The organism is Stenotrophomonas sp. YJH_SMC_40, from assembly GCF_059368615.1.
The window spans coordinates 128,544-140,467 of the sequence record NZ_JCAFRX010000010.1; the positions used below are offsets into that span (position 1 = coordinate 128,544).

At 68.9% G+C, this 11,924-nt stretch carries 11 protein-coding genes; 1 reads left to right on the forward strand and 10 read right to left on the reverse strand.

Features of this window, described 5'->3' with window-relative positions; all coding sequences use genetic code 11:
• Nucleotides 1-13: 13 nt before the first annotated feature.
• The 10 genes from AC5P6X_RS18240 to baeS form a co-directional block, all read right to left on the reverse strand.
• On the reverse strand, nucleotides 14-1,312 hold the full coding sequence (locus AC5P6X_RS18240; RefSeq protein ID WP_329756958.1) for a DUF58 domain-containing protein: 1,299 nt from the start codon (nucleotides 1,310-1,312) through the stop codon (nucleotides 14-16).
• Nucleotides 1,309-2,295, reverse strand: coding sequence for an AAA family ATPase (locus tag AC5P6X_RS18245; protein WP_329756957.1), 987 nt, complete (start codon nucleotides 2,293-2,295; stop codon nucleotides 1,309-1,311). Before AC5P6X_RS18245 ends, AC5P6X_RS18240 begins: the two co-directional genes overlap by 4 nt.
• The gene (locus AC5P6X_RS18250; RefSeq protein WP_049451266.1) at nucleotides 2,292-3,476 is read right to left on the reverse strand and encodes a DUF4350 domain-containing protein; all 1,185 of its coding nucleotides are present in this window, start codon (nucleotides 3,474-3,476) and stop codon (nucleotides 2,292-2,294) included. The genes AC5P6X_RS18245 and AC5P6X_RS18250 overlap by 4 nt, the downstream gene beginning before the upstream one ends.
• The gene (locus AC5P6X_RS18255; RefSeq protein ID WP_329756956.1) at nucleotides 3,473-5,095 is read right to left on the reverse strand and encodes a DUF4129 domain-containing protein; all 1,623 of its coding nucleotides are present in this window, start codon (nucleotides 5,093-5,095) and stop codon (nucleotides 3,473-3,475) included. The genes AC5P6X_RS18250 and AC5P6X_RS18255 overlap by 4 nt, the downstream gene beginning before the upstream one ends.
• Nucleotides 5,085-6,077, reverse strand: a complete 993-nt coding sequence (locus AC5P6X_RS18260) for a stage II sporulation protein M (protein WP_099605390.1) — start codon at nucleotides 6,075-6,077, stop codon at nucleotides 5,085-5,087. Before AC5P6X_RS18260 ends, AC5P6X_RS18255 begins: the two co-directional genes overlap by 11 nt.
• Nucleotides 6,074-6,763: an RDD family protein gene (locus AC5P6X_RS18265; protein WP_005414811.1), complete on the reverse strand. Its 690-nt coding sequence runs from the start codon at nucleotides 6,761-6,763 to the stop codon at nucleotides 6,074-6,076. Before AC5P6X_RS18265 ends, AC5P6X_RS18260 begins: the two co-directional genes overlap by 4 nt.
• A 123-nt stretch (nucleotides 6,764-6,886) precedes the next feature.
• Nucleotides 6,887-7,417 (reverse strand): gamma carbonic anhydrase family protein, encoded by a 531-nt coding sequence (locus AC5P6X_RS18270; protein WP_005411530.1) that lies wholly within the window; start codon nucleotides 7,415-7,417, stop codon nucleotides 6,887-6,889.
• A gap of 140 nt (nucleotides 7,418-7,557) precedes the next feature.
• Nucleotides 7,558-8,379 carry a nucleotidyltransferase domain-containing protein gene (locus tag AC5P6X_RS18275; RefSeq protein WP_005411529.1) on the reverse strand — a complete coding sequence of 274 codons (822 nt, stop codon included), beginning with the start codon at nucleotides 8,377-8,379 and terminating at the stop codon, nucleotides 7,558-7,560.
• Between the two features lie 132 nt (nucleotides 8,380-8,511).
• Nucleotides 8,512-9,201: a response regulator gene (locus tag AC5P6X_RS18280; protein WP_005414809.1), complete on the reverse strand. Its 690-nt coding sequence runs from the start codon at nucleotides 9,199-9,201 to the stop codon at nucleotides 8,512-8,514.
• Nucleotides 9,198-10,601, reverse strand: a complete 1,404-nt coding sequence (gene baeS / locus AC5P6X_RS18285) for a sensor histidine kinase efflux regulator BaeS (RefSeq protein ID WP_005411527.1) — start codon at nucleotides 10,599-10,601, stop codon at nucleotides 9,198-9,200. The genes AC5P6X_RS18280 and baeS overlap by 4 nt, the downstream gene beginning before the upstream one ends.
• 118 nt (nucleotides 10,602-10,719) lie before the next feature.
• Here baeS and smeA point away from each other — a divergent pair, with 118 nt between their 5' ends.
• The gene (gene smeA / locus AC5P6X_RS18290) at nucleotides 10,720-11,916 is read left to right on the forward strand and encodes a multidrug efflux RND transporter periplasmic adaptor subunit SmeA (protein WP_049397692.1); all 1,197 of its coding nucleotides are present in this window, start codon (nucleotides 10,720-10,722) and stop codon (nucleotides 11,914-11,916) included.
• Nucleotides 11,917-11,924 lie beyond the last annotated feature (8 nt).

An 11,924-nucleotide genomic window follows, 5' to 3' on the forward strand; every position in this document is an offset into this window, starting at 1 on the left:
ACCGCTCCTGGTATCAGAGCAACCCTTCGCGCTTCACCGCCAGATAGCGCTCCACCAGTGCACCGGGCAGGGCGTCGGCGGTCACGTCCAGCACCATCACCTTCTCGCTGCGCAGCGCCTCATGCGCTTTCGCGCGCTGCTGCAGGTACAGCGCCGCGGCACCGGCCTGTGCCGCGTCCTCCAGCGACTGCACCTCATCATCGAGGACAGCATCCAGTTCGCGCTCGCGCAGGCTGGCCACGCACACCAGGTGGCGTTTCTGCAGCAGGCGCACCGCCGCCAGCAGATCCTCGATGTCTTCGTCGCGCACGTTGCTGACCAGCATCACCAGCGCGCGCCGGCGCTGGCGCAGCGACACTTCGGTGGCGGCGGCCAGGTAGTCGGTGGCCACCGCGCGCGGCTGCAGGTCGTAGCTGGCACGCAGCAGGTGCTCGACCGTGCCCATGCCACGCTGCGGTGCCACCCAGCGGCGCTCGCCACCGGTGGCGAACAGGCCGGCAGCATCGCCCTGGCGCAGCGCCAGGTAGGCCACCACCAGCGAGGCATTCAATGCATGATCGAAGTGCGAGAGCCCGCCTTCGCTGGCCAGCATGCGGCGGCCACTGTCGAGCATCAGCAGCAGCTGCTGGTTCTTCTCGTCCTGGTACTCGCGCGAGACCAGCTTGCGCGCACGCGCGGTGGCCTTCCAGTCCAGCTGGCGCAGGCTGTCGCCGATGCGGTACTCGCGCATCTGGTGGAAGTCGGTGCCTTCACCACGGCGGCGCTTCACGTGTGCGCCGACCAGCCGCGAGGCCTGGTCGGCACTGAACAACGCAAACCGGGTAAGCGGCACGAAGTTCGGATAGACCCGCACGTCCAGCGCGGGAGGCAGCGTGCGTTGCTGCCACCACAGCCGCCACGGCGAGCGCATGCGCAGGTGAACGCCTTCGAAGCGGAAGCGCCCGCGCTGCAGCGGCTGCAGGTGGTAGTGCAGGGTGGAGGCGCTGCCGGCCTTCAGGCGCAAGCGCTGCGGCAGCGACTCCAGCGGCCAGCCGCCGGGGACCAGGTCGAACACCTGCACCGTCATCGATGCGTCCGCTTGCAGCCGCAGCGCGGCCTCGCGGCGCACGCCCAGTGCCAGCGCTTCGGGCAGCTCACGCTGGATCTGCGGCGATGGACGCCGCGTCTGCCGCCACAGATCCATCAACGCTGGCACGGCAATCGCCACCGCGGCCAGCGCCCAGCTCCAGCGCGGCAGCAGGCCGCCCAGCACCAGGCCACCCAGGGCGGCCCAGGCCAGCAGCAGCGCCAGCAGCAGCGGGGCCGGCCTCATCGGCGCGGTGCTTCCACCTTGGCCAGCAGTGCACCCAGCACGTCGTCGGCGTCCTGGCCTTCGATCTGCAGTTCCGGGGCCAGCGCGATGCGATGGCGCAGCGCGGGGCGCGCGATGTCGCGCACGTCGTCGGGGGTGACGAAGTCACGGCCGGCCAACACCGCCTGCGCGCGCGAGGCACGTACCAGCGCGATGCTGCCACGCGGGCCAGCGCCGACCGCGATACCCGGCCACTGCCTCGTGGCCGCCACAATCCGCACCGCGTAGTCGATCACTTCGTCATCGACGGTGATCGCCGCCGTGGCGCGCTGCAGTTCCAGCAGCTCACCGGCGCCGAGCACGCGCGGCACCTGGCTCAGGTCGAAATCGCTGGCGGCGCGGCCGCTGGTGATCGAGGTCACCATGCGCTTCTCGTCCTCCAGTTGCGGGTAGTCGATCAGCACCTTCAACAGGAAGCGGTCCAGCTGTGCTTCCGGCAGCGGGTAGGTGCCTTCCTGCTCCAGCGGGTTCTGCGTGGCCAGCGCCATGAACGGCGGCGCCAGGGTGAACGCCTTGCCTTCGATGGTCACCTGGCCTTCCTGCATCACTTCCAGCAGCGCCGACTGGGTCTTGGCCGGTGCGCGGTTGATCTCGTCGGCCAGCAGCAGGTTGGTGAACACCGGGCCGCGACGGATCTTGAAGCTCTCGCTCTTCGGGTCGTACACCGCGTGGCCGCTGACGTCGCTGGGCATCAGGTCGGGGGTGAACTGCACGCGGCCGTAATCCAGTTCCAGGGCCTGTGCCAGCGCGCGCACCAGCAGGGTCTTGCCCAGCCCGGGCACGCCCTCGATCAGCACGTGGCCACCGGCCAGCAGGGCCACCAGGATCTGGTCCAGCACATCAGCCTGGCCGATGAAGGCGTGGCCGACGGCATCGCGGATGGCATCGACGCGTTCGATCAGGCGGGCGTTGGCGGCCGCCGGCAGCTCGGGGACTTCGGTCATAGCAGGGATCTCATCTGGAGCAGCAAGCGGATGCGCTCGCGCAGGGCGGAGGAATCGTGCGGCGGAGGGGGCGTGAGCGCGCTGGCAACGCGGCCTTGCGGCCACTTCAGCAGCTCGGCGATGGCCTGATCGCGCGGCGCGCCATCGAGTGCGGCGGCAACCGGTGCGCGCAGGCGCAGGCGGTGCAGGAACAGGGCGAGTACGGCCTCGTACAGGCGCGCGCCGTGGCCGAAACGCAGCAGCAGATCACCACTGGCGCGCACGTGCTCCAGCAACGAACGGCGTTCCAGAACCGGCGACGGCAGCAGGCTGCCGAAGCGCTGCGAGCGGCCCCACAGCCAACCCAGCAGGGCCAGCAGCAACGGTGCCCACAGCGGCCAGCCCTGATAGAACATGCGCGACCACAGCGACGGCGGGCGGCTGGCATAGACCAGCCAGACCGCACCCTTGCCGTAGTTCGGATCGAGCAGGTAGCGGGTCAGGTCGCGATGCGACGCGTCGTGCAGGCCGTCGCTGGCCTTGCCCCCTGCGGAGGCCAGGCGCGCCGCAGGTGAGTCCACCTCGCTGCGCATGAACTCCATGTCGGCCAGCACGCTCACCTTGCCCTGGCCATGGCGCAGGCGCGCGAACACCAGGTCGCGATCCGTGCCCCAGCGACGTTCGGCCTGCGCACTGGCGGCAAAACCCAGGGTGAAGCGGCGGCCACCGCAGAATTCGACGTGGCCAGGATCGTCGTCGACATGGAACGGCTGGCAGTCGCTGCGCTGGAACAGGCTGTCCACGCCCAGCCGGTCCAGCAAGGGGCCCTGCGTGCTGCCGGCATCGTCCTCGGCCGGCGGCGGTGTACGTACCAGCAGGTGGCCGCCACCGTCGACCCAGTCCAGCAGCGCGCTGGCAACGGGTGGCGGCAGTTCGCTGCTGTCCTGCAGCAGCACCACCGTATCGTTCGGCCCCAGTGCCATCTGCTGCAGTTCCAGCCGTGGCCGCGAGTGCACGTCAATGCCATCGGCGCGCAGGGCCTGGCCGAGTACGTACAGCGGGTTGTAGGCGGCTTCGCCCTGTGGCGGCAGCCGGATCGTCTCGGTCACCCGTTCGTGCGTGCGCAGGTAGAGGATGGTCAGCGGTACACCGAACAGCACCAATGCACCGAGCAGCAGCGACCAGAACAGGCGCGGACTCATGCCTGCCACCCGTACTGCTGGCGCAGGGTATCGGCCAATGCATCGAAATCGGCGCGGCTGGGCAGGCGGCCACCGTAGGCGGCGTACTGCCACATGCGCACGATGCGCGCGAACAGGTCACGATCGGTGGCATCAGGCATGCGCCGCGACGCGCGCAGGCATTGCGCTTCGGTGGCACCAGGTGGAAGTGCGATACCGCTGCGCTCGCCCACCGTGCGCACACTGGCGCGGTACAGCAGGGCCAGCGCCTGCCGCGGCCGGCCCTGGTCCCAGAGCAGGCCAGCCTGGGTGGCCACGTCCGGCGGCAGCACCACCGGCAACTCCACCTGTTCCTCCAGCACCTTCGGTGCAGCGCCGGCCTTGCGCCGGCCACTGCCACGCAGCCATGGCAGCCACAGCCGCGCGGTCAGCAGCAGCACCAGCAGCAGGATGCCGAGCAGGCCCCACAGGCCCCATTCGGCCAGCCGTGCCAGCCAGGCGATGCCGTCCCTGCGCGCTTTGCGTTCACCTTTGCTGTTGGTGTCACGCTGCAGCTGCTTGTCTTCCTTCTTTTTTTCCTCGGCCTGCTCGATCGGCTTCCAGCGGGTGACCTCGCGGGTCGGGCGCTGCAGCGGGTCCTCATAGGCGCGGTTAACCGCTTGACGGAAACCGGCGGTGTCCACCGGCGTGCCACCGAAGATGGTGGCCGGCGTGTTGGCCGGGTCGATGGTCGGTTCATCGTCGTCGTCTTCGGCGGCGATGTCACTGGCGTTGGGCTTGCCCATTGCGCGCCCGGGCTCGGCATCTGCGTCCTGCGCATGCACCGGGGCGGAGACCAGCGGCAGTGCCAGGCACAGCAGCAGCGCCAGCGTCGATGCCGCCGGCAGCAGGCGATCGCGCAGTCGGCGCAGGGCGATTTCGACGTCCCAGGCTTCCATCTGCGTACGCCGGTTCAAGTACAGGCCAAAGCCCGCACCGACGAAGAACGGGCCGATCAGCGCCGAGGCCAGCCAGCAGGCCAGATTGAAACCGAAGCGTGCCCATGCCGGCGTGTCCTTGCCGATCATGTCCCAGGCCGCACGCCAGGATTCGGACATCAGGTCCAGTGGCATGAACATGAACACTGCACCGATGGCACCAGATACCAGCACCGCTTCGAACGCCATGCAGGTCACGGTCAGCACTGTCGCCGCACCTGCGGCGCCGGCAGCCACCGCACGGCGGCGTGGACCGCGCTGACCCGGTGCGTTGCCTTCCAGCAGGTTCACCGGCAGGCACAGGCTGCGCAGCACGCTGAAGCGACGCCAGCCCAGGTAGCCCCAGGAACCAGTGTTGCCCCAGTGGCGCTGCGCACGCAGGGCCGAAAGTGTGCTGACCGGTTCGCCGAAGATGCCGCGCGACAGCACATACAGCGGCGCACGCTCGAACAGTGGCTTGCACCACCACATCGCCAGCCAGGCCCAGCCGAAGGCATCCAGCCACCATCCCAGCGCGTTGAAGATCACGAACAACGGAGCACTGGCCAGCAGCCAGCTGCCCCACACGGCGCGCGCATGGCGGCGGGCGAGGGCACTGCCCAGCTCCATCGCTTCCCAGCCGCTGCGTGCACGCAGCACCACGTCCAGACGGTCAATGCGCATGACCGCCTCCACGCCCGCCACGCCACAGCCACAGCAGCACGCCGGCCCAGAGCACTCCGGCGACGCCGAACTTGGTCCATGCGGGGAGTTCGGCGATCGACGACCAGAACGCTTCGATGAAGGCTGCGACCAGCAGCATGAACGCCACGCCCAGGCACAGCCGCGCACCGATGCGGCCACCGTCGACCAGCGCGTCCAGGCGGCTGCGCCGGCCCGGTGCCAGCAGCTTCATGCCCAGCTGCAGGCCGGCACCGCCGGCGATCACGATCGCGGTCAGCTCGAACGCGCCATGGCCGGCCACGAAGCGCCAGAATGGTCCACCGTGCCCGATGTGCTGCAGGTGGCCGGCCACCGCGCCGATGGTGACACCGTTGAACAGCAGCACCAGCAGCGTACCCAGCCCGGCCAGCAGGCCGCTGGCGAAGGTGCGCAGGGCAATGCTGATGTTGTTGAGGATGTAGTGGCCGAACATCATCCAGTCGGTACCGCTGTCGCGGCCCAGTCGTTCGGCGGCAGGGTCGTACATGCGCTCCATCGCGGCGATCTGGCGGTTGTCCATCAACGTATGGATCAGGTCCGGATAGACCTGTACAAGCACGAAGCAGGCGATTGCCGGCAGGGCGAACATCGCCAGCGCCACCCACATGCTGCGTGCCTGGCTGCGCACGAGCAGCGGGAAGTCGGCGACCAGGAACTCCAGGGCACCCCGCCAGCGTGTCGGCGGCGTGCGGTACAGCACGCTGTGGCCCTGCTGCATCAGCTGCTGCAGGCGCTGGAGCAGCTGCGGGCTGTAACCGCGCTCGCGGGCCAGCGCCAGCTGCTGGCACAGGCGCCGGTAGCGCTGCGGGACGGCGGTATCGTCCAGTGCCAGGCCGCTGGCCTTGCGGCGCGCGCGGCGCGAGGCGCCGGCACGCAGCAGCAGCCACTGTTCCAGCTCCTGCCATTCCTGCTGGTAGCGGGCGACGAACTGTTCCTGTTTCATCGCCGCCCCAGCAGCCAGTTGGCCATGGCGTACAGGCGCAGCACGGCGACCTGGCCGTGGGTGCCGGTCAGGGGCTCGGCAATGCCGGCCAGCTCCTGCTGGCGTGCCGCCGACAGCCGTGGCGCGCGCTCGGCGAAGGCCATCAGCGCGGCCTGTTCCTCCGGCCGCAGTGGCTGCGGCGGGGCCAGCACGCTGTCGATGGTAGGTGGCGGCGGCAGGTACAGCACAGGCGCGTGCACCACCACGGTGCCGGCCACCAGGTCGCCGAGGCGGCGGCCGTGCGGATCGAACAGGCTGCTGACCAGGCCCAGTGCATAGCCGAACGGCAGCATGTCCACCGTACGCAGCAGGTTGCGGGTGATCGCCGCCATCCAGCCCACGGGCGCGCCATCGCGGGACAGCACGCGCAGGCCCAGCGCGCGCTTGCCCAGGGTACGGCCCCACAGCGCCTCGCACACGATCGGGTAGACCCAGTAGACCAGGAACATCAGCACCAGGTTGAGGCCGGAGCCGAATTCGTCCAGCACCGCCAGCGGAATCGCCATCAGCACCAGCACCGCGATGCGCACGCCAAGATCGACCAGCCAGGCCATGGCCCGCGGCAGCGGTCCGGCTACCGGCAACTGAAGCAGCACACCCTCCGGCGTCACCACCTCACGGTAGGTATCGAGCATCGGTGCGGCCATCAGCGCGGTGGCCTTCGTTGTGGGCGCCGGAGTCCTCTCCGGCTGGCAACCACAGGCATGGGGGTCTCGACAGGTCCTGGTCGGGCCCAGACTTTAGCAGAGCCGCGCGGCAGCGTTGGCTGCTCAGCCCCGGTATTCGTCCTTCAGCCGCACGTAGTGGTCGGCCGAATAGTGCAGCGACTCGATCTCCTTGTCGCTCAGCGTGCGTGCCGGCCGGGCAGGGTTGCCGACCCACAGCTCGCCTTCGCCCACCACCTTGCCGGGGCCGATCACCGCACCGGCGCCGACGAAGCCATGGCGCTCCACGCGGGCACCGTCGAGGATGCAGGCGCCCATGCCGATCAGGCTGTAATCGCCGATCGTGCAGGCGTGGATGATGCAGCCGTGGCCGACGGTCACGCCTTCGCCGATCAGGGTCGGGTAGCCGGCCTTGTTGTACGGGCTGTGGTGGCTGACGTGGATGATGGTGCCGTCCTGCACGTTGGTGCGTGCACCGATGCGTACGTAATTGACGTCACCGCGGATGACCGTGCCCGGCCACACCGACACGTCGTCGCCCAGTTCCACGTCGCCGATGATCGTGCACGACGGGTCGATGTACACGCGCTCGCCGAGGATGGGCATCTTGTCGCGGAAGGGGCGCAGCGGGTTCATCGGGGTCTCCGGAAATCAGGGCGTTCGCGACGATGATACCCGTGTGGTAGTGCCGGCCGCTGGCCGGCAACCGCGCGGCACGCCTGGATTTCCGTGGTTGCCGGCCAGCGGCCGGCACTACCAGAGGCAGGTGCGGCTCTTCACGCAGGCGCGTGCTCGGCCAGCATCTGCCGGAACAGCTCATCCAGCCACGCAGCATCACCTCGTCCGGCGGGCAGCTGTGGCGCCTGCGCAGTCCGGATGGCCAGTTCACGATCGATGTAGTCGCTGATCGCCGCAATGCGCGGCCCGGCGGCGACCTCGGCGCTGGCCCGCTTGACCGCCAGCAGGGCATCGATGACTTCACGCACCGCACCGTCTGGCAGCAGCCGGTCCAGCAGATCCTCGAAGGCCATCGGCGGGGGTGTCTGTTCGTGCTCTATCCACTGGCAGGCCAGCAGTGGGCGCAGCACGTACAGGTACTTCTTGGTGCGCACCGTTTCGCCACGCAGGTAGCCGCGATGGTTCGAGCGCGCCATGTTGAAGTAGTGCCACCAGGTGCCCAGCGGTGAATGGAACGCTTTCGCTGCTTCCCACAACTGTGACACCGCCGCCTGATCCTGCTGGTAGACGATCGGCGAGCGCAGCCACTCGATCAGGGTCGGATTGGATTTTGAAACCAGTCGCAGTGCCTTGCGCAGGTCCCAGCCGCTCACGTCGAGCTCATCGTCGATCGGCAGTTCGATCACATCGCGCTGCGCTTCGCCGGGACCGGTGCTCTCGTTGACGCTGAGATACCAAGGCTGGCGATGCACGTAGATGAAGCGCGCGTCGTAGTCGCTGTCGGGCGAGGAAAAGCCCCAGCCGCGGCTGCCCGACTCGCAGGCCAGCAGCACGCGTACGTCGTAGCGCTGTTCGATGTCAGCCAGGGTGGAAAGGATGGCGGCGCGCTTGTCCGGCGCGATCGGGTGGATGTCGTCCATGCAGTTGTGTTCGTAATGTCGAGCGTGCTCGACTGTAACGCAAGTGCGCACCTGTAGTGCCGGCCGCTGGCCGGCAAGCTCACGGGCGCACTTGGAATTCTGCGGTTGCCGGCCAGCGGCCGGCACTACCGGCTAGGGCTCGTAGCTGTAGCCCATGCCGTACACCGAACGGATCGGCTCGCCTTCCATGCCGGCGTCGGCCAGCTTGCGGCGCAGGTTGCGCACATGGCTGTCGACGGTGCGGTCGACCACCACGCGATGGTCCAGGTACAGCCGGTCGAGCAGTTCATCGCGCGCCCAGATCCGGCCTGGGGTGGCCAGCAGCGTGCGCAGCAGGCGGTACTCCACCGGCGTCAGGTCCAGGCCCTTGCCGTTCCAGGTGGCGCGTGCGGCCGGCTCGTCGATGTGCAGGCCACCGTTGGCGCGCGCACCCGGGTCCGGGCGGTAGCGGCGCAGCACCGCCATTACCCGCGCGACCACTTCGCGCGGACTGAACGGCTTGCAGATGTAGTCGTCGGCGCCGATCTCCAGCCCCAGCAGGCGGTCGATCTCTTCCACCCTTGCGGTGACCATGATGACCGGTACATCGCTGCTGGCACGCAGTTCGCGGCACAGGTCCACGCCGTCGCGCTGCGGCAGCATCAGGTCCAGCAGCACCAGGTCGGGCTGGTAGCGCGCGAATGCGTCGATCACCTGGCCACCGTCGTCCACCCACTCGCTGGCCATGCCGGCGGCGGCCAGGTAGTCGCGCAGTACCGAGGCCAGGCGTGGCTCGTCCTCGACGATCAGGATCTTCGTGGACGTGGCGGGCGACGTGCTCATGCAGGCTCCGGCAGGGTGATGACCACGCGCAGCCCGCCCAGCGGCGAGGGCGCGGCGTGGATGACGCCGTGGTGGGCGAGGATGATGTTGTGGCTGATGGCCAGGCCCAGCCCGCTGCCGCCACTGGCGCGGTTGCGCGAACTTTCCACGCGGTAGAAGCGTTCGAACAGCAGTGCACACTTGTCGGCCGGAACGCCCGGCGCGGTGTCTTCCACGACCAGCTGCACGCCGGCAGGCACGCGCGCTGCCTGCACGCGTACGCGGCCACCGGCATGGGTGTAGCGCAGTGCGTTTTCCAGCAGGTTGGCCAGCACCTGCTGCAGGCGCCGCTCGTCACCGGACACCTGCAACGGCGTGGCGGGCAGGTCTTCTTCCAACGCCAGGCCTGCATTGGCGAAGCGCACGCGCATGCCATTGAGTTCGCTGCGCAGCAGCGCCACCAGGTCCAGTGGCGCGAAGCGGTACGCCAGGCCGCCGGACTGGGTCATCGACAGGTCGTGCAGGTCGTCGATCAGCTTGCCCAGCTGGCGGATCTCGCCCTGCAGGCCCACCAGGTTGGCTCGGTCCAGCGGACGGATGCCATCTTCGATCGCCTCCAGCTCGGCGCGCACCACTGCCAATGGCGTGCGCAGCTCATGCGAGATGTCGGCAATGAAGGCGCGGCGGTTGCGTTCGGTATCGTCCAGCGCCTGCGCCATCCGGTTGAAGTCGTTGACCAGCGCGTCCAGCTCATCGTCACTGGTGCGCTCGATGCGGGTGGCGTAGTCACCGGCGGCCAACCGGTGGGTGGCAGCGGCCAGCTTGGCAAGGCGCTGGCGCAGCGCACGCGATACCAGCCAGGCCAGCAGTACCGTCACCAGCAGTAGCGCGATGCCGATCACCCACCAGGCGCGCACCTGGGTGTTGTAGAAATTCAGGTCGTTGGTGGCGATGACGGTCTGGAACGGCACCATGCCCAGCCAACCGACGGTCTGCCCGTCCACCTGCACCGCATGCGGCTCGTCATCGCTGGTGGCGTCGGGGTTGCCGGCCACGAAACGGTGCTGCGCGTCGAACAGGCCCAGGCGCGACGGCACGCCGGTCTGGTCGGACAGCGACGGCACCGGTCCTTCGTGCCCATGGGCCAGGTCCGGGCGCAGCAGCCGCGCCCAGCGGTCGCCATCACCGTGCAGATGCTCCCAGCCACCGTGCTCGCGGTACTCGCGCTGCAGGTGTGGCATCAGCCGCTGCATGCGCAGGTCGCCCTGGTCGTTGAGGTAGTCCAGGAAGCCGGTCTGGAAGGCCACGCGGCTGGCAATACCGTTCACTGCCAGCACCAGCAGGCAGGCGGTGAAGATCGCGAGGAAGGTCTTCGCGGTCAGGCCGAATTTGAGTTGGAACTTCGCCATCGCGAAGGCCATTAGCGGCGCATGCGGCGCCGAAAGCAAGCGCCAGCTGAGCCCGTCGCACAATCTCCATATTCTCTGCACAGTTTCACGGCAGCGTGCACGGGTCAACGCAAGGCCCCCACGCCCCCCCATGTCCTTCCTGCGCCCGCTGTCCCGTTCCCCGCGTCCCCTGCTGTTGCCCCTGCTGCTGGCCCTGGCGGCCTGTTCGGCGGGCAGGACCGATGCCCCGGCCATGCCCGAAGTGGGCGTCATCATCGCCAGCGCGCAGCCGCTGGCACTCCAGCAGACCTTGCCCGGCCGTGCCGTGCCGTTCGAGATCTCCGAGGTGCGGCCGCAGGTCGGCGGCCTGATCCGCCAGCGGTTGTTCACCGAAGGCCAGCAGGTCAAGGCAGGGCAGCTGCTGTACCAGGTCGACCCGGCACCGTACCAGGCGGCCTTCGATACCGCCCGCGGGCAGCTGGCGCAGGCCGAGGCCACCGTGTTGTCGGCACAGCCGAAGGCCGAGCGCACCCGCGCGCTGGTGAGCATGGATGCAGCCAGCAAGCAGGACGCCGACGATGCCACCTCGGCGTTGAAGCAGGCGCAGGCCAACGTGATTGCCGCGCGCGCTGCATTGCAGGCTGCCCGCATCAACCTCGACTACACCCGGGTGACCGCCCCCATCGACGGCCGCATCGGCACCTCCAGCGTCACCGCCGGCGCGCTGGTCGCGGCCGGCCAGGACACGGCACTGACCACCATCCAGCGGCTGGACCCGGTGTACCTGGATGTCACCCAGTCCAGCACGCAGATGCTGGCGCTGCGCAAGCAGCTCGATGCGGGCCTGGTGAAGGCCATCGATGGCAAGGCACAGGTAAAGGTGCTGCTGGAGGACGGCAGCACCTACGCGCATGAAGGCACGTTGGAGTTCGTCGGCAGCGCAGTGGATCCGGGCACCGGCAACGTGAAGCTGCGCGCGGTCATTCCGAACCCGGACGGCCTGCTGTTGCCGGGCATGTACCTGAAGGCGGTGCTGCCGATGGCCACCGACGCGCGTGCCCTGCTGGTGCCGCAGAAGGCGGTGGTGCGCAACGAGCGCGGCGAACCGCTGCTGCGCCTGCTCGACGCCAAGGATCATGTGGTCGAGCGCCGCGTCAGCACCGGCCAGGTGGTCGGTAACCAGTGGCAGATCACCAGCGGCCTCAAGGCTGGCGAACGGGTGATCGTCAGCAACGGCAGCGCGGTATCGCTCGGCCAGCAGGTGAAAGCGGTGGCGGCCACGACGGCGCAGTTGGCGGCGATGCCGGCGGTCGATCCGAACGGCAACACCGACGAAAAGTCGCACTGAGGCCTGGC